Here is a 22,643-nt window from a genome sequence, read left to right as displayed (position 1 = left end):
TCTCCCGCCCACCGCCGCAGGAAACCGTAATGTGGATCACTAATCAGCGGAAGTCACGGGAGGCGGGACTGACCGGTGGCTCGATGGCGTCCAGCCGATCGGCCACCAGGTTGGTCACCCCCTCGTGTCGCTGCAACCGCCCCCGGACCACCAGCGCGGCGCTGCTCCGGGCCACCCGCCGGTAGCGCTGCCACAACCCCGGCGAGCAGGTGACGTTGAGCATCCCCGTCTCGTCCTCCAGGTTGAGGAAGGTCACGCCGCCCGCGGTCGCCGGGCGTTGCCGGTGGGTGACGATGCCACCGACCCGGATCCGCTGCCCCGGCTCCACCCGACCGAGCCGGGCGATCGGCACCGCGCCGAGCACGTCGAGCTGACCCCGGATGAACCGGGCCGGGTGGCTCTCCGGCGACAGCCCGGTGGCCCACACGTCGGCGACCAGCCGGTCCACCGCCTCCATCCCGGGCAGCGTGGGCGCCGCCGCGCCGGTCACCGTGCCGGGCAGCCGGCCCGGCCGGTCCTGGGCCGCCGCCCCGGCGGCCCACAGCGCCTCCCGCCGGGTCAGCCCGAAACAGGCGAAGGCGTCCGCGGTGGCCAGCGCCTCCAACTGCGCGGCGGTCAGGCCGACCCGCCGGGCCAGGTCAGGCATGTCCCGGTACGCCCCACCGGCCGTCCGCTCGGCCTCGATCCGTTCGGCCATGTCGGCGCCGAGGGTCCGTACGCTGGACAGGCCGAGCCGGACGGCGGGACCGCCCAGCCCCCAGGCGTGCGGCGGCTCCCCCGGCCCGCTGCCCCACCGGGTCTCCGGGGTGGACTCCAGCACCGCCGACGCCGCGCTGGCGTTGATGTCCGGACGACGGACCTCCACCCCGTGCCGGCGGGCGTCGTCGGCCAGGGTCTGCGGAGAGTAGAACCCCATCGGCTGGGCGTTGAGCAGCGCCGCCAGGAACGCCGCCGGGTGGTAACGCTTGAGCCAGGAGCTGGCGTACACCAGGTAGGCGAAGCTCATCGCGTGGCTCTCCGGGAAGCCGTAGCTGGCGAACGCGGTGAGCTTGCGGTAGACGTCGTCGGCCAGCTCACCCGTGATGCCCCGCTCGGCCATCCCGGCGTAGAGCCGATCGGCGATCCGGCTCATCCGCTCGACCGACCGTTTGGCGCCCATCGCCCGGCGCAACTGGTCGGCCTCGGCCGCGTCGAAGCCGGCCAGGTCGATGGCGAGCTGCATCAACTGCTCCTGGAACAGCGGCACACCCAGGGTCTTCTCCAACGCGTTACGCATCAGCGGATGCGCGAAGGTCACCGGCTCCTGGCCGTTCTTGCGCCTGATGAACGGGTGCACCGAACCGCCCTGGATCGGGCCGGGCCGGATCAGCGCCACCTCGACCACCAGGTCGTAGAACTCGCGGGGCTTGAGCCGGGGCAGGGTCGCCATCTGGGCGCGGCTCTCCACCTGGAACACGCCCACCGAGTCGGCCCGGCAGAGCATGTCGTAGACCTCCGGGTCGTCCAGCGTCATGTCACCGAGGTCGAGGCTCTCGCCGATCATGTCGTAGCCGTAGTGCAGCGCGGAGAGCATGCCCAGGCCGAGCAGGTCGAACTTGACCAGGCCGACCGCCGCGCAGTCGTCCTTGTCCCACTGGAGCACGCTGCGCCCGGGCATCCGCCCCCACTCCACCGGGCAGACCTCGATCACCGGACGGTCGCAGATCACCATGCCGCCGGAGTGGATGCCCAGGTGCCGGGGGAACGTCTGCAACTCGTTGGCGTACTCCACCACCTGCTCGGGGATGTTCTCGACGTCGACCGTGGCGACCGAACCCCACCTGTCGATCTGCTTGCTCCAGGCGTCCTGCTGCCCCGGCGAGTAACCGAACGCCTTGGCCACGTCCCGTACCGCCGAGCGGGGCCGGTAGGAGATGACGTTGGCGACCTGGGCGGCGTGCTCCCGGCCGTAGCGGGTGTAGACGTGCTGGATGACCTCCTCCCGACGGTCGGACTCGATGTCCACGTCGATGTCGGGTGGGCCGTCCCGTTCCGGGGCGAGGAACCGCTCGAAGAGCAGCCGGTGCCGGACCGCGTCCACATTGGTGATCCGCAACGCGTAGCAGACCGCCGAGTTGGCCGCCGAACCCCGGCCCTGGCAGTAGATGTCCTGCTCGCGGCAGAACGTGACGATGTCGTAGACCACCAGGAAGTAACCGGGGAAGCCCAACTCCTCGATCATGTTCAGCTCGTGGTCGAGCTGCGCGTACGCCGTCGGGTGCGCCTGCGGAGGGCCGTACCGCTCGCGTGCCCCGTCGGCGGTCAGCTTCCGCAACCAGCTCATCTCCGTGTGCCCCGGCGGCACCGGGTACGCCGGTAGCTGCGGCGCGACCAGTTGCAGGTCGAAGGCCAACTCGGCGCCGAACTCGGCGGCTCGCGCCACCGCACCCGGGTACGCGGCGAACCGGGCCGCCATCTCCGCACCGCTGCGCAGGTGGGCGGTGGCCGCCGCGGGCAACCAGCCGTCGATCTCGTCCAGGCTGCGCCGGGCCCGGACGGCGGCGACGGTGGTGGCCAGTCGCCGTCGGCCGGGGCTGGCGTAGTGCACGTTGTTGCTGGCCACCGTCGGCAGCCCGGCCGCGGCGGCCAGCTCGGCGAGCGCGTCGTTGCGGTCGGCGTCGACCGGGTGGCCGTGGTCGGTCAGCTCCACCGCCACCGTCTCCACGCCGAAGAGCGCGGTCAGCCGGTCCAACTCGCGGGCCGCCGCGTCCACCCCCTCGGTGAGCAGCGCACCCGGCACGTGCCCCTTGCGGCAACCGGTCAGCACCAGCACGTGATCCTTCAGCTCGGCGGCGACCTCCTCCAACTCCCCGTAGACCGGGCGGCCCTTCTCCCCGCCGCGCAACTGGGCGCGGGCGATGGTGGCGGCCAGCCGGGCGTACCCCTCGTGGCCGTGCGCGAGCACCAGCAGGTGCGCGCCGTGCGGGTCGGGTTCGCCGTTCTGCGGTCCGGGCAGCCCGAGGGACAGCTCCGCGCCGAAGATGGTCGGCAGGCCCAGCGTGCGGGCCGCCTCGGCGAAGCGGACCACACCGTAGAAACCGTCGTGGTCGGTGACGGCCAGCGCGGTGAGCCCCAGGCGGGCCGCCTCCTCGGCCAACTCCTCGGGGTGGCTGGCGCCGTCGAGGAAGCTGAAGTTGGTGTGCGCGTGCAGCTCCGCGTAGGGCACCACCCCGTCGGGACGGGTCAGCTCCGGCGGTTGGTACTGCTCGCGGCGACGACTCCAGGCCGGGGAGTCGCCACCGTCGGCGTCCACGGCGAGCGGGTCCACCACGTGCAGGTGCCGCTCCTCGCGCGACCACCCGCCGCCCGACCCACCACCGGCCCGCTTGCCGTCGGCCCGCTTGCCGTCGGCCCGCCCGGAGAGCACCCGCTCCAGCTCCGACCAGGGCATCTTCGGATTGTGGAAGCTCATCAGACCGTCCCCATACCGCCCACAACCGGCTTGATCCACTCGACGTCATGGAAACCGGGGTGTCCGAAGAGGCGGGATACCCCGGTTTGCAGGATGTCGAGTCGATCAAGATCTGGATGGCACCGAGCGGATCGCTCAGTCATAGATCGCCTCCACCAGCCACTGCCCGGCCTCGACGGCGAGCAGCAGAGCAGTGCCGTCGGCGAGACAGACCTGGAACCGGGCCCGCCGCCGCGCCTCGGCCGGAGCCCACCACCGCTCGTCCACCGGCCACGGGCCGGCCCAGCCGACGATCTCCGCCGGCCGACCGGTGCCGACCACCAGTCGGGCGGGCGGGGCGCTCACCGCCAGCCGCGCGCTGATCACCACCGCCTCGCCGGCGGTGTCGTGCACGGTCGCCACGAGTGGGCTCGGCAGCACCACCGCCGGCGAGGGCCGCGGCAGCCGACCGGGCCACGGCGGCACTCCGCCCTCACCGCGACCAGCCGCCCGCCCCATGCCCGCAGCCCGGCCGACGCCCGCAGCCTGGCCGGCATCGGCAGCGCCGCCAGCGCCCCCAGCTCGGCCGGCGCCCGCAGCCTGGCCGGCATCGGCAGCGCCGCCAGCGCCCCCAGCTCGGCCGGCGCCCGCAGCCTGGCCGGCATCGGCAGCGCCGCCAGCGCCCCCAGCTCGGCTGGCGCCCGCAGTGGTCGGTTCGCCGGGCAGCGGTGGCGGGCCGGGGCGGGCCGGAAGGCGTTCGTCACCCCACGGCACCAGTCGCACCTGGTCGGCCGGGGAGCGCCCACCACCGAGCACCGCGGTGACCACCGCCTCCGGCCCGAGGATGCCCTGCACACGGCTCAACGCCCGGTGTGCTCGCTCCCGCTCCTCACCGGTCTCCCCCCACAGGCCTGCCTGCAGACCGGCCTGGGCGATCACCCCGTCCGGGATCAGTCGCAGCCGGATGATGCCGGCCGTCGGTCGGGCCGGCCGGGCGCCGGTGCGGCCACTGCTGCCGGAGAGCCAACCGTCGAGCTGCCAGCGCACCCGGTCGGCGATGGCCGCGGCGGTGAGCAGACCGTCGTGCCGCCACACCCGGTGCAACTCCTGCCCGTGCTCGGTGACCGCCTCGATGCCGAGCCGGGTGCAGGCCAGCCCGTGCCCGGCCAGGCTCTCATGCAACTGCTCGGCCAGCGCCCGGGCCACGAACGCCGCCACGTCGACCCGGTCGATCGGCTCGTCGTGCTCGGCGGTCACCGTCAGGTCGGCCGGCGGTTGCCGGACTGCGAGCGGGCGGTGGTCCCGCCCGGCGGCCAGCCGATGGGCCAGCGCACCGTCGAACCCGAACCGGGCCAGCACGTCACCAGCCGGCAGCGCGGCGAAGTCACCGAGGGTACGCACACCGAGCCGACGCAGCAGGTCGGCCAGCGCCGAGCGGCCGAGCGCCTCGACCGGTAGCCCGGACAGGAACTCCGGTGTGCCACCCGGTGCCACCACCCGACCGGCGCGCGCGGCCAACCCGGCCGCGAACACCCCGTCGGCGATGCCGACCTGACTCTCCACCAGACACGACTGGGCGACGTGCTCGATGATCCGCTCGGCGGCCGCCTCCTCGCCACCGAGGTAACGGCTCGGCCCTCGGGCGGCCACCGCACAGGCACCCGGACGGACCACCTCGACGCCGGCGACCAACTCCTCCACCGCGGCGACCACCGGCTCGAACGCCCGGGTGTCCCGACCCGGGTCGTAGTCCACGACGGTGAGCTGCGGGCACCGACCCTGCGCCTCCCGTCTGCGCAGCCCTCGGCGCACCCCCTCGGCACGGGCCCGCTCCGAGCAGGCGACCACCCGGTTGGCGTGCAGCACGGCGACCGGGCCGGTCGCCGGCACCCCGTCGACGATCTCGGCGGCGAGCACCGGCCAGTCCGGACACCACAGCAGCAGAGTCCGTGCCGGCGATCCGGTCACTCCCGACCGACCAGGGCGAGTGACGCGGTCGGGCGGCCCGCCGTCGACGGTTTCGGACGGGGGATCACCCGGGTCAGCCCGTCACCCGGTAGCCAGACCTTGATCTCCTTCGGCCGGGCGGCTGCCCCACGCCCACGCGCCGAGACGGTGACCTCCCGGCGGCGCAACCGCCCCCGGCCAGGCCCGAGCCCTTCCCAGACGCCACGGACCACCTGCAGCGTCACGTCCGCACCGTCCCACCGGCCGTACGGGACGAGCACACTGCCGCGCTGCCGCGCCCGGGCGGCCAACCGGGTGGCGACCGAGGCGGAGACCGTGGCCGGCACGGCGGTGACCACGACGTCCACCCCGTCGATCAGCGCGGCGACCACCGTGGCCCACTCGGGGCCGGGGTTCGGCACCAGGGCCAGCCGGTCCAGGGCGATGCCCAGCTCGGCGGCCGCGCCCGCACCGAACGTGGGCACCCCGACGACGGCGCACCACGAACCGGCCCGGGACGCCTCGGCGAGCAGGGCCAGCATCAGCGAGGTGCCACCGCTGCGTTGGGGCTGGCCGGCGGCGACCGCGATGGTGCTGCCCCGGCGTAGACCCCGATTGGGCAGCAGACCGGTCAGCTCGGGCACCACCGGCAGCACCCGGTGACCGCCGACCTGGCCCGGCGTGCTCGCCGGACGCACCAGGTCGGCCAGTGCGGCGGAACCGACCACCGTGCGGCCCGCCATTGGACCAACTCCCCCGTCGTTGCTGTGGATCAGATCAGGATCGGCACGCCGTGCCACCGGCCGCCCGGCTCCCCCCGCGGGGCGGTCGGTGGCACGGCGGGATCAGGCGGCGAGACCGTCCAGGGCCGGCTGGTGGGCCACGCCGAGCGCGGTCTCCACCACCGTGACGAACTGTTCGGCGGCACGCAGCAGATCGTCTGCCTCCCGGGCGCTGACCACCCGGGGGATGCCGGCCTCGGCGGCGGCGCGCTTGCCGGCACCGGCGGCGAAGAAGCGGGACCACTCGTCGAGCTCCGGAGCGACGGCGCAGAGGAGGACCCAGACGCTGGTGATCCGGTTGCGTCGACTCGGAGCGGGTCGGGCACGGGCGGCGAGCAGGGCGGCCGCCGCACGCAGCGCCGCCAGGTGGGCAGCCGCGTAGCGCAGACCGTCAGGTCGGGTCTGGCCGGCCTCGACCAGCCCACGTCGGGCCAACGTGAGGAGTTGGGCGGGGGTGCGGTGCGGCAGCACGTGCGCCGGCACCGTCGGTGCCTGAGCCGGGTTGGTCGGCATGGGTGTCTCCTCCACATGGCCGGGGCGTCGCCCCGGCGCGCTGGTGCCGCCGGCGAGACGCCGAGGTCGGGTGGTGCGGAGGAAGACGCACCGGGTGTGGCCGGCCGGGTGTGGACGCTTCCCCACACCACACCCGGCCGGCGTACCGGCGGGTTCGTCGCCCGCCGCCCGGGGGTCGTGGGCGGCGGGCGACGATCCTGCCTGTCGGGACCAGGCTCGCGACTGCCTGGAAACCCAGGTGCGGCCCGCGGAGCCGCACCGCCGGGGCTGGCGCCGCGAAACACCGCGCTCCGGCTGGTTGGAACGAGCGTTCGAGGCAATCGAACACTCGTTCTAACTGCTGCTGACAGTACACCTCCCCTCCGACGAAAATGCAACGTGTGACGCGCTGGACGTGCCGGCCGAGCGAACCAGAGTGAGCCGGCACCCACCGAACCGGGAAGAATGGCCCCATGCAGCCACACCCGAACGTACGAACGGTGCCGGACACGCCCGCCGCCGGCAGCCCCGCCGAGGTGGCGTGAGCACCGCACCGGAGCTGGTCACGCTGCACGTGTGGAGGACCTCCCGCGGCGCGCTGCCCCGGGCGCTGACCCGGATGGCGGTGGACCCCCGCCGGCTGCGCGCCCTCCCCGGCGCCCGGTTCGGCAAACTGCTGGGCACCGGGACCGGCACCGGGTTCGGGCCGGGCGACGCCGACCTGACCCGGTGGGCGGCGCTCACCGTCTGGGATTCCCCCGCAGCCGCCGCCGACTTCGACGACTCGACGGTCGGACGCGCCTGGGCCCGCATCGCCCGCGCCTCCGCCCGGGTCGACCTGCGCCCGCTGACCAGCCGGGGCGAGTGGTCCGGTCAGCGGCCGTTCGGCGACCCGCCGGGCGGCCGGGTCACCGGCCCGGTGCTGGCGCTGACCCGGGCCCGGCTGCGGGCCCGCCGGGCGGCCACCTTCTGGCGGGCGATCCCCCCGGTGGCCGCCGCCCTGCGCGACGCGCCCGGGCTGCTGGCCCGCTTCGGGGTCGGGGAGGCGCCGCTGGGTTGGCAGGGCACGGTGAGCGTGTGGCGCGACCCGACGGACCTGGTGGCGTTCGCGTACCGTCACCCGGAGCACCGGGCGGCGATCATGCGAACCCCCACCGAGGGTTGGTACGCCGAGGAACTGTTCGCCCGGTTCGAGGTACGCGACGTGGTCGGCGACCCGTCGGTGCTCGGGTGGGTCGCCGACGGCGGCCCGGCAACGGTGAAGGGTGGACGGGCATGAGGTTGGTGCGCTGGACGCCGGACGATCTCGTCCGGCGGCTGGACGACGTGGTGGCCGTCTACGGCGAGGCGATGGGTTACCGCACCGACCTGCTGGAGGCCCGGCGCGGCTACATCGCCACCCACGTCCGCCGTCCGGGTTTCCGGGCGGTCGCCAGCCTGACCAGCGAGGGTCACCTCGCCGGCTTCGGCTACGGCTACCTGGGCGCCTCCGGCCAGTGGTGGCACGACCAGGTGTACCGAGCGCTGGACGCACCGACCCGTCAACGCTGGCTCACCCACTGCTTCGAGGTGGTCGAGCTGCACGTCCGGCCGCCGGCGCAGGGGCACGGTCTGGGCACCGGGCAGCTGCGCGCGTTGCTCGGCATGGCCGAGGGTGACACCACGCTGCTGTCCACCCCGGAGGCCGACGAGCAGACCTCACGGGCCTGGCGGTTGTACCGGCGCTTCGGTTTCGTCGACGTGCTGCGCAACTTCCACTTCCCCGGCGACGAGCGGCCGTTCGGCGTCCTCGGTCGGGATCTGCCCCTCGAACCACCGGCGTCATGACCCGGCGGATCTCCTGGGCGCTGCTCGCCGTCCTGGTGCTCGCCCAGATCTGCTACCCGCTCACCACCGGCGCCACCAGGGCCGGGCTCACCGTGGCCACCGTCGTGCTCGGTTGGCTGCTCTCGGTCGGCCACGCGCTGCTCAGCCGGGGCCCGCGGGTCGCGGCGACGCTGGTCGCGGTGGCCACCGGCGGCGGGTTCGCGATCGAGGCGATCGGGGTGGCCACCGGTGTGCCGTTCGGCAGCTACGACTACTCCGGCGAGCTGGGCCCCAAACTGGCCGGGGTGCCGCTGATCATTCCGCTGGCCTGGACCTGGATGGCCTGGCCGGCCTGGCTGGCCGCGGTCCGCCTCACCGGCGGCGGCACGTCGACAACCGCCGACACGGCGACAACCGCCGACACGGCGACAACCGCCGACACGGCGACAACCGCCGACACGGCGGCAACCGCCGACACGGCGGCAACCGCCGACACGGCGGCAACCGCCGACACGGCGGCAACCGCCGACACGGCGGCAAGCGGCGACACGGCGGCAAGCGGCGACACGGCGGCAAGCGGCGGCACGGCGGCAACCGGCAGTGGCGGGTCGACGGTCGGTCGATGGGTGGGACGGATCGCGCTGGCCACCGTCGGGCTGGCCGCCTGGGACCTCTTCCTCGATCCGCAGATGGTGGCCGAGGGCTACTGGGTCTGGCGCGACGCCACCCCGGCGTTGCCCGGTCTGCCCGGCATCCCGGTCAGCAACTACCTGGGCTGGCTGCTCTTCGCGGTGCTGATGATGAGCGCGCTCCGCCCGCTGGCCGGGCCGACCGCCGAGCGCACCGACCGGCGGGACCACCCGATGGCCGCGCTCTACCTGTGGACGTACTTCTCCAGCATCCTGGCCCACGCCGTCTTCCTCGACCTGCCCGCCTCGGCCCTCTGGGGCGCCGCCGGCATGTCGGTGACCGCGATACCGCTGGCGGTGACACTGCTGCGCGCCCGCCGGGCTCGGGAGACCCCCCAGGAGGACCAGCAGCCGCACCGGCCCGGCGTCGACGCGACCCGATGACCGTCCTGCTCGCCCTGCTCGTCGCGGTCGCCGCGTTGACCGGGCACACCTGGCTCAACGCCGCCCGCTGGCTGCGCCGGCCCTCCGACCGGCCCACCGCCGTCGACGAGTCGGTGACCGTGCTGCTGCCGCTGCGCGACGAGGCCGCCCGGGTCACCCCCTGCCTGCGCTCCCTGCTCGCCCAGCGCGGCGTACCCGGGCTGCGTGTCGTGGTCCTCGACGACGGGTCCACCGACGGCACCGCCGACGTGGTCCGCGCGGTGGCCGGCGACGACCCCCGGGTCACGCTGCTCACCGGGGTCGCCCCGCCACCGGGCTGGCTGGGCAAGCCGCACGCCTGCTGGCAGCTGGCCACCCGGGCCGACCCCGAAGCCACCGCGCTGGTCTTCGTGGACGCCGACGTGGTGCTCGCCCCGCACGCCGTGGCCGCCGCCGTCACCGAGCTGCGCGCCGCCCGCGCGACGCTGCTGTCGCCGTACCCCCGGATCGTGGTGGCGACCGCGGCCGACCGGCTGGTGCAGCCGCTGCTGCAGTGGCTCTGGCTGACCTTCCTGCCGCTGCGGGCGATGGAGCGCTCGTCGCGGCCGTCGCTGGCCGCGGCGGGCGGCCAGTTCCTGGTGGTGGACCGGGCCGGCTACACCGCCGCCGGCGGGCACGCCGCGGTCGCCGACAAGATCCTGGAGGACGTCGAGCTGGCCCGGGCGGTCAAGCGGGCCGGTGGGCGGATCGCCCTGGCCGACGGCTCCCGGCTGGCCGGCTGCCGGATGTACGACGACTGGCCGCAGTTGCGCGACGGGTACTCGAAGTCGCTCTGGGCGTCGTTCGGGCACCCGGGCGCGGCGGCGGCCGTGGTGGCGGCGCTGCTGCTGCTCTACACCGCCCCGCCGCTGATCGCGCTGGTGGGTGTGGCGGCCGGCGCGCCGGTGGTGGCCGCCGTGGGCCTGGCCGGCTACCTGCTCGGGGTGGCCGGGCGGGTGCTCACCGCCCGGGCGACCGGGGGGCGGTGGTGGCCCGACGCGCTCGCACACCCCGTGTCGGTCGTGGTCCTCGGCTGGTTGACGCTGCGGTCGTACCATCTGCGAAAGCGACGTCGCCTGACCTGGCGGGGCCGCCCGGTCAGCTAGGGAGGGCGCGGCATGGCGCGGATCGTGGTCGTCGGCGCCGGGGTGGGTGGCCTCGCCACCGCCGCCCGGCTGGCCGCCACCGGGCACCAGGTGACCGTCTTCGAACGGGCCGACACGGTCGGCGGCAAACTCGGCCGGTACGCGCACGACACCCCGGCCGGCTCGTTCCACTTCGACACCGGGCCGAGCCTGCTCACCCTGCCCGAGGTGTTCCACGACCTGTTCGAGGCGACCGGGGCCAAGCTCGACGAATACCTGGACCTGGTCCCGCTGGACCCGATCGTCCGGCACGTCTTCCCCGGCGGCGGCCCGCCCCTGGACTCGTGCGCCGACCCGGTGGAGTTCGCCACGAGGATCGGCGCCGCCTTCGGTGACCGGGCGGCGGCCGACTGGCAGCGGCTGTGGCGTCGGGCCGCGCGGGTGTGGAACGCCTCCTCGCGGGACATCCTGCGCCGTGCCGTCGACTCCCCCCGCGACCTCGCCTCGCTGGCCTGGCGGGTCGGTGACCTGGCCGCCATCGCCCCGGGCCGCACCCTGCGCGGCCTGGGCCGCCGACACCTGTCCGACCCTCGGCTGCGGATGCTGCTGGACCGCTACGCCACCTACACCGGGGCCGACCCACGCCGGGCGCCGGCGGCGTTGGTCGCCGTCCCGTACGCCGAGCTGACCTTCGGTGGCTGGTACCTGCGCGGCGGGTTGGGCACCCTCGCCGACGCGCTGCTCACCCGCTGTCTGGACCTGGGCGTGGTCGTGCAGACCGACGCCACCGTCACCCGGATCGACGCCACCGGCGGCCGGGTGCACGGGGTACGCCTCGCCGGTGTCGGCGCGCCGGTGCCCGCCGACGTGGTGGTGGCCAACGTGGACGCCCTCACCGTCTACCGTGACCTGCTGCCGCACCCGGGTCGGCTGGCCGCGCTGACCGACCGCAGCCTCGCCGGTTTCGTGCTGCTGCTCGGCGTCTCCGGCAGCACCGGGCTGGCCCACCACAACGTCTTCTTCCCCGACGACTACGACGCCGAGTTCGACGCGGTCTTCGGCGACCCGGGGAGCGGCGTACGAGCCCGGCCGGCGGCCGACCCGACGGTGTTCGTCACCGTGGCCGACGACCCGATGGTCCGCCCGGCCGGGCACGAGGCATGGTTCGTGCTGGTCAACGCCCCTCGACAGGGCACCGCGGCGGGCGCTGTCGACTGGCGACGCCCGGGGCTGGCCGACGCGTACGCCGATCGGGTCCTGGAGGTGCTGGCGCGGCGCGGCGTGGACGTCCGCGACCGGGTGCTGTTCCGCGAGGTCCGTACCCCGGCCGACCTGGACGTGGCGACCGGCGCGCCGGGTGGCTCGATCTACGGCACCGCCGGTGGGTTGCTCCGCCCCGCCAACCGGGGCCCGGCGAACGGGTTGTGGCTGGTGGGTGGCTCCACCCACCCGGGCGGCGGGCTGCCGATGGTGACCCTGTCCGCGCAGATCGTCGCCGACGAGATCGGCCCCGCCTGGTAGCGCTGCTCAGCCGGCGGTCGGGGCCTCAGCCGGCGTCGAGCAGGGCGCGGCGGATGGTGGACAGTAACTGCCCCAGGCCGAAGCCGGCCAACAGCACCCACACCGCGGTCGCCATGGTGATGGTGCCGGCGGCCAGGTCCGGCTCGATCAGCCCGGCCAGCCCGGCGACCAGCAGCCCGGCCAGCGCCACCGAGACCCGGGTGGGGCGCTCGCCCACTGTCACCGCGCCGATGTCACGCATGCCGGCGGCGACCGCCCGGGCCCGGACGTACTCGTGCAGCCAGGACAGCGCGCCGCCCGCGACGACAAGCCCGCCGGGCGCGCCGACCAGCCAGAACGCCAGCAACCACGCCACCTCACCGAGCCGGTCGGCGACCGAGTCGTAGACGTAGCCGAGCCGGGTGGTGCGGTCGGTGGCGACCGCCACCGCGCCGTCCACGCTGTCCGCCACGGCGGCGAGCAACACGAACAACGCGCCGAGGAAGAGGCCGTTCCCCGGCCGGGTCACCAGCAACGGTACGCAGAAGCAGAGCACCACCCCGGCCACGGTGACCGCGGTGGGGCTGATCCGCAGCCGACCCAGCACATACCCCACGTGGTACGCGAATCGCAGCCAGGCGCGCACCACCGGCGCCGCGACCCGAGGGTCGAACCCGCCGTGCAACCGCGCCCAGGCCGTGGCGTACTGATCCCAGTTCAGCTGTGTGCCCACCTGGGGATCAACCGTCGTGCCGGGCATCAGGTGTCGCAGGACCAGCGTTCACACCCGCGCGTCGACCTTCAGGTTCTGCCAGACCTCACGGGTGGCCGTGGACCGGTTGAGGGTGATGAAGTGGATTCCCGGCACGCCCTCGTCCAGCAGTCGGCGGCACATCTCGCTGGCCTGCTCGACGCCGAGCCGGCGGACGGCCTCCGGGTCGTCGGCGACGCGTTCGAAGCGGGCCGCCAGCGCCGGCGGGAAGGGCGCCCCGGACAGTTGCACGGACCGCTCGATGGTGCCGATCTGGGTCACCGGCATCACCCCGGCCAGGATCGGGGTGTCACAGCCGGCGGCGGCCACCCGGTCCCGCAGCCGCAGGTAGTCGTCGGCGTCGAAGAACATCTGCGTGATCGCGAACGCCGCGCCGGCCCGGCACTTGCGGACGAACTGCGCGGTGTCGCTGGCCACGTCGGGCGAGCGGGGATGCTTGTACGGGAAGGCCGCCACGCCGACGCTGAAGTCGCCGGAGTCACGCACCAGGCGGACCAGGTCCTCGGCGTAGTCCACGCCCTCGGGGTGGCGGATCCACTCGCCGCCCGGGTTGCCCGGGGGGTCGCCGCGCACGGCCAGCACGTTGCGCACCCCGACCCCGGCGAGCCGGCCGACCACGTGTCGCAGCTCGGCGACGGAGTGGTTGACCGCGGTCAGGTGCGCCATCGGCAGCAGGGTGGTCTCGGTGGCGATCCGCTCGGTCACCGCCACCGTGGTGTCCCGGGTCGAGCCGCCCGCACCGTACGTGATCGACACGAACGACGGACGCAGCGACTCCAGCTCGCGGATGGCCTGCCAGAGCAGTTGCTCTCCCGCCTCGGTCTTGGGCGGGAAGAACTCGAACGAGAAGGTGGGCTGACGCTCGCGGATGAGCTCCCCGATCGCCGGCTGCGGATTGGGGAGTACCGAGGGAAGACCGAGCGCCACGACCCGACTCTAGCGGGCGAGGCCGGGACGACCCAGACACTTCCCACCCGGTGACCGGTGTCGCGCCGTACGCCCGGCCGGTGGGCGCGAGGGCGTCGTACCCCCGGGGTAGGAATGAGTGGCGTGGGAGGGGCGGCGGGGGCGGCCCCGGGCCCGTGCGGGGGTCAGCAACCGAACGGTGACGTCCGTCCGCCCGGTGGAGTGGGTCGTCACCGCCCGACGCCCGCCAGGAGGACCTGTGCCCGCACCCGCATCGCCACGCTCCGGGCAGCTCGGGCCGCTGTTGGTCAGCTGCCGACTGGCCCGTGGCTGGAGCCAGCAGCGCGCCGCCGCCGAGTTGTGTGCCGCCGCCGGGGTGCCGACGTTGAGCCGGCACGAGGTGTCCCGCTGGGAACGACAGCGCCGGGTGCCCGGCGGGTTCTGGCTCGGCTGGCTCGCCGTCGTCCTGGACGTGCCGTTGGTGGTGCTCGCCGAGGCCGCCGCAGTCACCCGCCGGGCCGTCCCGACACGCGCCACCCGAGCCACCGGACCGGGCCGCGCCCCTCGGGCCGGCGCGGCGGCGGCGGGCCGCACCGGTCCCCGCCGCACCGCCGGGACCACGCGTGGCGGTGGCGCGCGGGCGGTGGGGACCGGCTAGCGTCGGGGGCGTGACCCACGCTGCTCCCGTGTCTCCCGTCGACCGCGCCGACCTGCGGCAGCGGGTCGACAAGGCCCTCACCGAGTTCCTGGCCCGTCAACGGGCCCGGCTCACCGCCGTGGACGACGCGCTGGTCCCGGTGGCCGAGGCGATCGAGGCATTCGTGCTCGGTGGCGGCAAGCGGTTGCGTCCGGCGTTCGCGTACTGGGGGTTCCGGGGCGCCGGCGGAGTCGACGGCGAACCGGTGCTCGCCGCCCTGGCCTCGTTGGAGTTCGTCCAGGCCAGCGCCCTGATGCACGACGACCTGATGGACCGCTCCGACACCCGCCGTGGTGAGCCGGCGGTGCACCGGCGGTTCGCCGCCCGGCACCGGCGGGCCGGCTGGGGTGGTGACCCGGACAGCTTCGGCGACGCCGCGGCTCTCCTGCTGGGCGACCTCTGCCTGGTCTGGTCCGACGAGCTGCTGCACTCCGCGGGGCTGGACCCGTGGGTCCTGGCCCGGGCCCGGCCGGTCTTCGACGAGATGCGCACCGAGGTCACCGTCGGCCAGTATCTCGACGTGCTGACGCAGGCCACCGGGGACACCTCGGTGGAACGGGCCGGCAAGGTCGCCCGGTACAAGTCGGCGAAGTACACGGTCGAACGTCCACTGCTGCTCGGTGCGGCGCTGGCCGACGCGACGGCCGACGTGCGGACGGCCTACTCGGCGTACGGGCTGCCGCTGGGCGAGGCGTTCCAGCTCCGCGACGACGTGCTGGGAGTCTTCGGTGACCCGGCCCTGACCGGGAAGCCGGCCGGGGACGACCTGCGCGAGGGCAAGCGCACCTACCTGGTGGCGGCCGCCCTGGAGACCACCGACGACGCGGGCCGCGAGCTGCTGCTCGGCCGGCTCGGCGACCCGGAGTTGGACGAGCAGGGGGTGGCCCGGCTGCGCGAGCTGATCACCGCGAGCGGGGCTCTCGCCCGTACCGAGCAGCGGATCGTCACGCTCACCGACGCCGCCCTGGCCGCCCTGACCGCCGTCGACCTCGACACCGAGGCCCGCCAGACCCTGGTGGACCTAGCCATAGCCGCAACCCGCCGAGCCGACTAACCCCAGCCCCCTTCCCGGCCCCTCTTCCCGGCCCCCCTTCCCGGCCCCTCTTCCCGGCCCCCTTCCCGGCCCCTCTTCCCGGTCGATCATGAGGTTGGCGGCGTCCGCAGCGGCGTGTCGCGCCGCTAACCTCATGATCGACGGGGGGCGGCGAGGGAGGGGGTCGGTTCAGAAGCCTTCGGCTTGGGCTCTGCGCTTCACCTCGCGGGCCTGGTCGCCGGAGAGGGCGGCGGCCGGGGTGTTCCCGGGGAGGGTGTCGTCAGGCTCGTAGAGCCAGCGTAGGGCGGCCTCGTCGTCGTAGCCGTTGTCGGAGAGCAGGTTGAGCACACCGGGCAGGTGCTTGAGCACCGTCTGGTTGGCGACCAGGTCCGCCGGGATGCGGCGGACGCCGTCGCGGCGGACCGCCAGCAATTCACGGTCGCGGATCATCTGGTGCACCTTGCTGATCGACACGTCGAGACGCTCGGCGACGTCGGGCAGGGTCAGCCAGCCGGCCGGGTCGGTTGGTCCGGCGAGTTCCGGGCCGGGCACGGCCTGGTCGGGTACGGATTCGGTCACCCGACCACCCTGCCACGCCGCCGCCACGACGAGCCACCGGCACCCCGGACAGCCGATCGGAGCCCTCGCTCGTACGCGCCGCTGACCAGCGGACGAGGGGCGGCGAGCGCGGCGGGACGAACCAGTTCGGCGTTCGGCTGTAGCATCCTGTTCAACCTTCACCCCTTGGACACATAGACTCCCTGCCGATGGACACTCAGGTCGCCGACACGTTGCTGGGCTCGCTGATCGACGGGCGCTACCGCATTCGCGGTCGCGTGGCCCGTGGTGGCATGGCGACCGTGTACACCGCCACCGACGAGCGTCTCGAGCGCACCGTCGCCGTGAAGATCATTCATCCGACCCAGGCGCCCGAGGCCCGGGCCCGGATCGCCAACTTCGTGGCTCGGTTCACCGACGAGGCGAAGACCATCGCGCGGCTGACCCACCCGAACGTGGTGGCCGTCTACGACCAGGGCACCCACGCCGGCCTGCCGTACCTGGTGATGGAGTACGTCCGCGGCCGCACCCTGCGCGACGTGCTGGCCGAGCGCCGCCGGCTCAACCCGGACGAGGCGTTGGCCATCGCCGAGCAGATGCTCGCCGCGATCGCCGCCGCGCACCGGTCGGGTCTGGTGCACCGCGACGTCAAGCCGGAGAACGTGCTGGTCGCCGAGGCACCCACCGGTGGCGTGGCCAACCTGGTCGACAGCGTCGTCAAGGTGGCCGACTTCGGCCTGGCCCGGGCGGTCGAGGCGAGCGCCGACGACGAGCAGGGCAACCAACTGATGGCCACCGTGGCGTACGTCGCCCCGGAGCTGGTCACCGAGGGCCGCGCCGATCCCCGTACCGACGTCTACTCGGCGGGCATCGTGCTGTTCGAGATGCTCACCGGCCGCGTCCCGTACGACGGGGACCGCCCGGTCGACGTCGCCTGGCAGCACGTCGACAGGGACGTGCCGGCACCTTCGACGCTGGTGCCCGGCCTGCCACCGGTCCTCGACGACCTGGTGCAGCGCGCCACCCGACGTGATCCCAGTGCCCGGCCCGCCGACGCCGGAGCACTGCTGACCGAGGTTCAGACGGCCCGGGAACGCCTGGGTGACGGCAACACCCACACCGCGGTGCTCCGTCCGGTGAGCGGCGACGCGCCCCTGTCGCAGCCGACCATGGTGGTCGCGACGGTCCGGCCGCCCGACCGCCCGGCCTGGGCGCGGCTGCCCGAGGGCGGCGGCAACCAGGGCGGCGGTCGACGTCGGGCCGCTCCGGAACCCGCGGAGGGCCTGGGGTCCCGGCTCGCCGCACTGCGGGGCACGCTGATGGCGAGTCCGCGTGGCCGGTTGGCCGTCGCGGCCGTGGTGGTGACGCTGGGTCTGGTGGCCGCGATCGGTGGCTGGTGGTTCGGTGTCGGGCGTTACACGACCGCCCCGCAGCTGGTGAGTTTGAGCAACGCCGAGGCGCAGGCGCAGGCCGACCGGGCCGGGCTCGTCCTGGAGTACGGCGAGCCGCGCTTCGACGAGAAGGCACCGAAGGACAGCGTGCTGGAGCAGACCCCGGGCTCGACCTCCAAGATCGTCAAGGGTGGCACGATCACGCTGACCCTGTCCCTGGGCCCGGAACGCTTCCCGGTGCCGGACGTGATCGGCAAGGAGTTCGAGCTCGCCGAGGCGGATCTGGTCAACGTGAAGCTGGTGGTGGCCAAGGGCGCCGCCCGCTACGACGACACCCTGCCGGCGGGCGTCGTGCTGGACACCTCCCCCAAGGTGGGCACCGAGGTCAAACCCGGCGCGAAGATCACCCTCATCCTGAGCCGGGGCAGGGCGCCGGTGACGGTGCCGAATCTGGTCGGCAAGAGCCTGACCGAAGCCCGCACCACCCTGGCCCAGCTCAACCTGACCCTGGTCGAGACCTACAAGGAGTCGGACAAGCCCAAGGACGAGATCCTCGGCCAGAGCCCGGCCGACGGCGCCGGCGTGGAGAAGGGCACCCAGGTCAAGTTGGACGTCAGCAAGGGCCCACCGGCGATCGTCATGCCCCGGGTGATCGACCTGCCGTGCCAGCAGGCCAAGCAGGCGTTGGAGGGCCAGGGCTTCCCGGTGACGGCCCTGATCAACCCGAACGCCACGGTCCGGATCCAGGCACCGGGCGAGAACTCGCAGGTGCCGCCGGGCACCCCGGTCACCCTCACGTGCTTCTGATGTCGGCGGTCACCTCGCGTCCGGTGGGCGCGCACACTCCGACCTCCGGCGGGTTGGCCAGGGCCGCCCTGCCGTACGCGGACGCGACCGGCGCGCGGGTGGTGCAGGTCTACGTCTCCAACTCGCGGGGCTGGGCGCTGCCCGACGGTGACCCCGCGCAGGACGCCCTGTTCCGCGACGGCTGCGCCGAGCGGGGCATTCCGGCGTTCATCCACGCCTCGCTGCTGGTCAACCTCGGCTCACCCACCCCGGCCACGGTCGAGAAGTCGACCCGGACGCTGGCGCACGCGCTGCGTCGCGGCGTGGCGATCGGCGCTCAGGCGGTGGTGTTCCACGCGGGCAGTTCGGTGGACGAGGGGCACGCCGAGGCAGCGATGCGACAGGTCCGCGAGGAGTTGCTGCCGCTGCTCGACTGGGCCGCCGCCGCCGGTGGGCCGATGCTGCTGGTCGAGCCGAGCGCGGGCGGGGGCCGGTCGCTCGCCTCGCGGGTGGAGCAGCTCGGCCCGTACCTGGACGCGGTGGACCGGCACCCCATGCTCGGGGTCTGCTTCGACACCTGCCACGCCTGGGCCGCCGGCCACGACCTGGCGGTCGAGGGCGGTATGACGGCGACCCTGGACACGCTGGTGGCCACCGTCGGTGCGGACCGGCTACGGCTGGTCCACGCCAACGACTCGAAGGACCTGTGCGGCTCCACCCGGGACCGGCACGAGAACATCGGCAAGGGCACCATCGGCGAGCCGGCCTTCGCCGAGCTGATGACGCATCCCGCCACCGCCGGCGTACCCCTGGTCGTGGAGACCCCGAGTGAGAAGCAGATCGGCCACGCCGCCGACATCCAGACCCTCACCCGCCTGCACCCCTGACCCCGCCTCCACGCCGCCGATCTTCGTTGATCAAGAGGTTTGCGTCATCCGGACGCCGGAATCTGACGCAAACCTCTTGATCAACACCAGGAGGCGGGCCGGGCCCCGCGGGGTCAGGACGCTGCCAGGATTCGGGGTAGGGCTTCGACCGCGTGGTCGATGTCGGCGTCGCTGACGCCCAGGTGGGTGACCAGGCGGGCGGTACGGGGGCCGAGCACCGAGATGAGGACGCCCTCGGCCCGCGCGACGGCCGCCAGGGCACGCGCGTCCAGGGCGTGCTTGGTCAGGTCCAGCGCGACCAGGTTGGTGCGGGCAGGGGTGGCCAGCACCCCGAACGGCGCGACCGCCTCGGCGAGCCGGGCCGCCTTGGCGTGGTCGTCGGCCAGCCGGTCGACGTGGTGTGCCAGCGCGTACCGCCCGGCGGCGGCGAGGATGCCGGCCTGACGCATGCCGCCGCCCATCCGCTTGCGGATCAGCCGGGCTCGCTCGATCTTGTCGGCGCTGCCCACCACCAGCGAGCCGACCGGGGCGCCGAGGCCCTTGGAGAGGCACACCGACAGCGTGTCGAAGAGCCGACCGTACTCGATCAGGGGCACCCCGTCCGCGACGTGCGCGTGCCAGATCCGGGCGCCGTCGCAGTGCACCGCCACGCCCGCCTCGTCGGCGACCCCACGCAGATCCCGCAGGGTGGCCAGCGGAATCACCCCGCCGCCGCCCCGGTTGTGGGTCTGCTCCACGGCGATCGCGCGGGTGGGAACGGCGAAGAAGCCGTCCGGCCGGATCATCCCGGCCACCGCCTCCGGGTCGATGTCCGCGCCGACGGCGGGCCACGTCCGCGAGGAGATCCCGCCGTACGCGGCGGCGGCCCCGACCTCGTACGTGACCACGTGCGCGTCCGCGTCGCAGAGCAGCTCGTCACCCGGCGACACCAGCAGTTGCAGGGCGATCTGGTTGGCCATCGACCCGCTCGGGGCGAACAGCGCGGCCTCGTGCCCGAACAGGGCGGCGACCTCGGCTTCGAGGGCGTTGACTGTCGGGTCCTCGCCGTAGACGTCGTCACCCACCTCTGCGGTGGCCATCGCCTCCCGCATCCCGGCGGTGGGTCGGGTCACCGTGTCGGACCGCAGGTCCACGAACTGGTCAGCCACTGTCATCCTTCCGACCGCCGGTTGCGGGTCTCGCACACCTGGTCACGGTCATTCTTCTCGGCTGCGGCAGAGGGGCCCCGGCCTCAGCCGCTGTCATTCTTCCGGCCGCCGACTGCGGGGCTCGCAAGCTCACTCCTCGCGTCAGCCGCTGTCATTCTTCCGGCCGCCGACTGCGGGGCTCGCAAGCTCACTCCTCGCGTCAGCCGCGGAGCATCTCGGCCACGAGGAAGGCCAACTCCAACGACTGCTGGGTGTTCAGACGCGGGTCGCAGGCGGTTTCGTAGCGGTCGGGCAGGTCGAGGTCCTCGATGCCCTGCGCGCCGCCGAGGCACTCGGTGACGTCCTCGCCGGTCAACTCGACGTGCAGACCGCCCGGGTGGGTGTCCAGCCCACGATGCACCTCGAAGTAGCCGAGCACCTCGTCGACGATGCGGTCGAAGTGCCGGGTCTTGTAGCCGTTGGACGACTCGTGCGTGTTGCCGTGCATCGGGTCGCACTGCCAGACCACCTTGGCGCCGGCGGCGGTGACCTTGGCGACGATCGGCGGCAGGGCGTCGCGCACCCGGTGATTGCCCATCCGGCTGATCAGGGTGAGCCGACCGGGGATGTTGTCCGGGTTGAGCTTCTCGCACAGCTCGATCGCCTCGTCCGGGGACGTGGTCGGGCCGAGCTTCACGCCGATCGGGTTGGCGATGCGGGAGATGAAGTCGATGTGCGCGCCACTGATCTGCCGGGTGCGCTCGCCGATCCAGAGGAAGTGCCCGGAGAGCCCGTACGCCCGACGGTCGGAGACCCGGGTGAGCGCCCGGTCGTACTCCAGGGCGAGGGCCTCGTGGGAGCAGTAGAGCGTGACGGTACGCAGCGCCTCGTCGTCGGTCATCCCGCAGGCGCGGATGAACGCCAGCGCCCGGTCGATCTCCCGGGCGATCGCCTCGTAGCGCTCCCCCGCCGGGGAGTTCTTCACGAAGCCCTTGTTCCAGTCGTGCACCGCGTGCAGGTCGGCGAGCCCACCGGCGAGGTACGCCCGGAGCATGTTCATCGCCGCCGCCGAGTTGGCGTACGCCCGGATCATGCGTTGCGGGTCGGCGACCCGGGCGGCCGGGTCGGCCTCCAGCGAGTTGATCATGTCGCCGCGGTACGCGGGCAGGCCGCGCGCGTCGGTCGGCAGCGAGCGGGGCTTGGTGTACTGCCCGGCCACCCGGGCGACCTTGACCACCGGCAGCGACGCGCCGTAGGTGAGCACGATCGCCATCTGGAGCAGGGTGCGGGCGTTGGCCAGCAGGTGGCTCTCGGTGTTGTCGGCGAACGTCTCGGCGCAGTCACCGCCCTGCAGCAGGAACGCCTTGCCCTCGCAGACCAGGGCGAGCTTCTGCCGGAGCTGGTCCACCTCGTAGGGCGCGACGACCGACGGCACCGTGTCGAGGACCTTGCAGACCTCGGCGACGGCGGCCGGGTCGGACCACGGCGGAACCTGCTCACGGGGCAGCTCCCGCCATCGGTCCAGGCCGAGCGCGGCGTCCTCGGCGGAGTCGACAGTCGGTCGGCTGGTCTGCAGACCGGGGCTACCCACCCCGGGATGGCTCAGCTGATGCCACTCATGGCGCATGACAGAAAGCGTACGGCGACGGTCGGGGTGACCGGGCGGCGAGGGGGACGGTTCCGGCAGGTGGGAGATCAATCCGTCGGGCGCTGGTCAGGACGGGGGCGTGAGGACGGCACCGCCCGGCGTCGGGCCGGCGGTCGGAGTTCCGCCCGGCGCCTCCCCGGCGATGCACCAGTCGCCTCCGTCCCGGGTGACGGTGAACAGCAGCGGCCGTTTGACGGCGCGCTTACCGGAGGTGACCGAGACCGAGACGCTGACCTCCTGCCCGAACGGGCCGGGCCGGATGTCGGTGATGGCCGCCTCGGGCACCTGGAAGTGGTCGGCGAAGTCCCCGTTGGGCCCGGTGGCGCCCAGGTCGAAGCCGTCGTGCAGGAGAGCGCAGAGCTGGCTCCTACCGGCGGCGACGTCCTTCGCGGTCATCGCGTCGAGGTACGCCTGCACCCGCTCCCGGGAGCGGGTGGTGGCCTCCTCGGCGGGGGCGCGTGCGGGCTTGGCCGCGGGCCCCTCCTCCTCGGCGTCGCCGCCGATGCCACAGCCGCCCAGGATGACGGGCAGCAGCACCAGCCCGGCGGCGGTCGCCGCCAGCCTGCGGTGGGTCGAGCGCATGACCACCTCCGTCGTCGGTGCCATCGAGACCTGCCGAGCCGGGAGTCTGCCACATCGAGCTGGGCCGGCCCAACGACGGCGGCCCGGCCGACGCTGGGCGTCGACCGGGCCGCCGGTCTCACG

General features: G+C 73.9%; 20 protein-coding genes. 9 read left to right on the top strand and 11 right to left on the bottom strand.

Annotated features, from left to right (window positions below):
- Positions 1-43: 43 nt before the first annotated feature.
- From O7617_RS21000 to O7617_RS20985, 4 genes are all read right to left on the bottom strand, one after another.
- Positions 44-3,451, bottom strand: coding sequence for an error-prone DNA polymerase (locus O7617_RS21000; RefSeq protein ID WP_282257554.1), 3,408 nt, complete (start codon positions 3,449-3,451; stop codon positions 44-46).
- Between the two features lie 135 nt (positions 3,452-3,586).
- Positions 3,587-5,347, bottom strand: a complete 1,761-nt coding sequence (locus O7617_RS20995) for a DNA polymerase Y family protein (protein WP_348774198.1) — start codon at positions 5,345-5,347, stop codon at positions 3,587-3,589.
- A gap of 47 nt (positions 5,348-5,394) precedes the next feature.
- A complete protein-coding gene (locus O7617_RS20990) occupies positions 5,395-6,120 on the bottom strand; it encodes a hypothetical protein (protein ID WP_282257551.1) in 726 nt (241 codons plus the stop codon).
- Between the two features lie 102 nt (positions 6,121-6,222).
- The gene (locus tag O7617_RS20985; protein WP_282257550.1) at positions 6,223-6,672 is read right to left on the bottom strand and encodes an SAV_6107 family HEPN domain-containing protein; all 450 of its coding nucleotides are present in this window, start codon (positions 6,670-6,672) and stop codon (positions 6,223-6,225) included.
- A gap of 520 nt (positions 6,673-7,192) precedes the next feature.
- Here O7617_RS20985 and O7617_RS20980 point away from each other — a divergent pair.
- Genes O7617_RS20980 through crtI form a run of 5 tightly spaced genes read left to right on the top strand, consistent with a single transcriptional unit; the run spans position 7,193 to position 12,154 of the window.
- The gene (locus tag O7617_RS20980; protein ID WP_282257549.1) at positions 7,193-7,930 is read left to right on the top strand and encodes a monooxygenase; all 738 of its coding nucleotides are present in this window, start codon (positions 7,193-7,195) and stop codon (positions 7,928-7,930) included.
- On the top strand, positions 7,927-8,478 hold the full coding sequence (locus O7617_RS20975) for a GNAT family N-acetyltransferase (RefSeq protein WP_282257548.1): 552 nt from the start codon (positions 7,927-7,929) through the stop codon (positions 8,476-8,478). Before O7617_RS20980 ends, O7617_RS20975 begins: the two co-directional genes overlap by 4 nt.
- Positions 8,475-9,530, top strand: coding sequence for a carotenoid biosynthesis protein (locus O7617_RS20970; RefSeq protein ID WP_282257547.1), 1,056 nt, complete (start codon positions 8,475-8,477; stop codon positions 9,528-9,530). Before O7617_RS20975 ends, O7617_RS20970 begins: the two co-directional genes overlap by 4 nt.
- Positions 9,527-10,654: a glycosyltransferase family 2 protein gene (locus O7617_RS20965; RefSeq protein ID WP_282257546.1), complete on the top strand. Its 1,128-nt coding sequence runs from the start codon at positions 9,527-9,529 to the stop codon at positions 10,652-10,654. The genes O7617_RS20970 and O7617_RS20965 overlap by 4 nt, the downstream gene beginning before the upstream one ends.
- A 12-nt stretch (positions 10,655-10,666) precedes the next feature.
- Entirely contained in the window at positions 10,667-12,154 is a 1,488-nt protein-coding gene (gene crtI, locus O7617_RS20960; RefSeq protein ID WP_282257545.1) for a phytoene desaturase family protein, read from the top strand.
- A 25-nt stretch (positions 12,155-12,179) separates the two neighbouring features.
- Here the strand turns inward: crtI and O7617_RS20955 are convergent, their stop codons facing one another.
- Entirely contained in the window at positions 12,180-12,893 is a 714-nt protein-coding gene (locus O7617_RS20955) for a CDP-alcohol phosphatidyltransferase family protein (protein ID WP_282257544.1), read from the bottom strand.
- 21 nt (positions 12,894-12,914) lie between these two features.
- Entirely contained in the window at positions 12,915-13,832 is a 918-nt protein-coding gene (gene metF, locus O7617_RS20950) for a methylenetetrahydrofolate reductase [NAD(P)H] (RefSeq protein WP_282257542.1), read from the bottom strand.
- 238 nt (positions 13,833-14,070) lie between these two features.
- Here metF and O7617_RS20945 point away from each other — a divergent pair, with 238 nt between their 5' ends.
- Positions 14,071-14,469 carry a helix-turn-helix domain-containing protein gene (locus O7617_RS20945; RefSeq protein ID WP_282257541.1) on the top strand — a complete coding sequence of 133 codons (399 nt, stop codon included), beginning with the start codon at positions 14,071-14,073 and terminating at the stop codon, positions 14,467-14,469.
- Positions 14,470-14,479: 10 nt separating this feature from the next.
- The gene (locus tag O7617_RS20940) at positions 14,480-15,562 is read left to right on the top strand and encodes a polyprenyl synthetase family protein (RefSeq protein ID WP_282257540.1); all 1,083 of its coding nucleotides are present in this window, start codon (positions 14,480-14,482) and stop codon (positions 15,560-15,562) included.
- 168 nt (positions 15,563-15,730) lie between these two features.
- On the opposite strand, the gene O7617_RS20935 is transcribed toward O7617_RS20940, so the two are convergent.
- Both O7617_RS20935 and O7617_RS20930 read right to left on the bottom strand, forming a co-directional pair.
- Positions 15,731-16,093 carry an Rv2175c family DNA-binding protein gene (locus O7617_RS20935; protein WP_269683816.1) on the bottom strand — a complete coding sequence of 121 codons (363 nt, stop codon included), beginning with the start codon at positions 16,091-16,093 and terminating at the stop codon, positions 15,731-15,733.
- 23 nt (positions 16,094-16,116) lie between these two features.
- Positions 16,117-16,266, bottom strand: coding sequence for a hypothetical protein (locus O7617_RS20930; protein ID WP_282257538.1), 150 nt, complete (start codon positions 16,264-16,266; stop codon positions 16,117-16,119).
- 42 nt (positions 16,267-16,308) lie between these two features.
- On the opposite strand from O7617_RS20930, the gene pknB reads away from it, so the two are divergent.
- Both pknB and O7617_RS20920 read left to right on the top strand, forming a co-directional pair.
- Positions 16,309-18,297: a Stk1 family PASTA domain-containing Ser/Thr kinase gene (gene pknB, locus O7617_RS20925; protein ID WP_282257537.1), complete on the top strand. Its 1,989-nt coding sequence runs from the start codon at positions 16,309-16,311 to the stop codon at positions 18,295-18,297.
- Positions 18,297-19,163, top strand: coding sequence for a deoxyribonuclease IV (locus tag O7617_RS20920; protein ID WP_282257536.1), 867 nt, complete (start codon positions 18,297-18,299; stop codon positions 19,161-19,163). Before pknB ends, O7617_RS20920 begins: the two co-directional genes overlap by 1 nt.
- A 113-nt stretch (positions 19,164-19,276) precedes the next feature.
- Here O7617_RS20920 and O7617_RS20915 read toward each other — a convergent pair whose 3' ends face one another.
- From O7617_RS20915 to O7617_RS20905, 3 genes are all read right to left on the bottom strand, one after another.
- Positions 19,277-20,311, bottom strand: coding sequence for a GntG family PLP-dependent aldolase (locus tag O7617_RS20915; RefSeq protein WP_282257535.1), 1,035 nt, complete (start codon positions 20,309-20,311; stop codon positions 19,277-19,279).
- Positions 20,312-20,510: 199 nt separating this feature from the next.
- Positions 20,511-21,917 carry a 3-deoxy-7-phosphoheptulonate synthase class II gene (locus O7617_RS20910; protein WP_278140811.1) on the bottom strand — a complete coding sequence of 469 codons (1,407 nt, stop codon included), beginning with the start codon at positions 21,915-21,917 and terminating at the stop codon, positions 20,511-20,513.
- Positions 21,918-22,004: 87 nt separating this feature from the next.
- Positions 22,005-22,520 (bottom strand): hypothetical protein, encoded by a 516-nt coding sequence (locus O7617_RS20905; RefSeq protein WP_282264817.1) that lies wholly within the window; start codon positions 22,518-22,520, stop codon positions 22,005-22,007.
- Between the last annotated feature and the right edge of the window lie 123 nt (positions 22,521-22,643).

Source organism: Micromonospora sp. WMMD1155 (genome assembly GCF_029581275.1).
Classification (GTDB): domain Bacteria; phylum Actinomycetota; class Actinomycetes; order Mycobacteriales; family Micromonosporaceae; genus Micromonospora.
This window is presented reverse-complemented; position numbering and strand designations above follow the sequence as displayed.

Coding starts and splice junctions, on each gene's coding strand:
- O7617_RS21000 (WP_282257554.1), bottom strand. CDS start 3,451: ATGAGCTTCCACAATCCGAAGATGCCCTGGTCGGAGCTGGAGCGGGTG.
- O7617_RS20990 (WP_282257551.1), bottom strand. CDS start 6,120: ATGGCGGGCCGCACGGTGGTCGGTTCCGCCGCACTGGCCGACCTGGTG.
- O7617_RS20985 (WP_282257550.1), bottom strand. CDS start 6,672: ATGCCGACCAACCCGGCTCAGGCACCGACGGTGCCGGCGCACGTGCTG.
- O7617_RS20975 (WP_282257548.1), top strand. CDS start 7,927: ATGAGGTTGGTGCGCTGGACGCCGGACGATCTCGTCCGGCGGCTGGAC.
- O7617_RS20970 (WP_282257547.1), top strand. CDS start 8,475: ATGACCCGGCGGATCTCCTGGGCGCTGCTCGCCGTCCTGGTGCTCGCC.
- O7617_RS20965 (WP_282257546.1), top strand. CDS start 9,527: ATGACCGTCCTGCTCGCCCTGCTCGTCGCGGTCGCCGCGTTGACCGGG.
- crtI (WP_282257545.1), top strand. CDS start 10,667: ATGGCGCGGATCGTGGTCGTCGGCGCCGGGGTGGGTGGCCTCGCCACC.
- O7617_RS20955 (WP_282257544.1), bottom strand. CDS start 12,893: ATGCCCGGCACGACGGTTGATCCCCAGGTGGGCACACAGCTGAACTGG.
- O7617_RS20930 (WP_282257538.1), bottom strand. CDS start 16,266: ATGCTACAGCCGAACGCCGAACTGGTTCGTCCCGCCGCGCTCGCCGCC.
- pknB (WP_282257537.1), top strand. CDS start 16,309: ATGGACACTCAGGTCGCCGACACGTTGCTGGGCTCGCTGATCGACGGG.
- O7617_RS20920 (WP_282257536.1), top strand. CDS start 18,297: ATGTCGGCGGTCACCTCGCGTCCGGTGGGCGCGCACACTCCGACCTCC.
- O7617_RS20910 (WP_278140811.1), bottom strand. CDS start 21,917: ATGCGCCATGAGTGGCATCAGCTGAGCCATCCCGGGGTGGGTAGCCCC.
- O7617_RS20905 (WP_282264817.1), bottom strand. CDS start 22,520: ATGCGCTCGACCCACCGCAGGCTGGCGGCGACCGCCGCCGGGCTGGTG.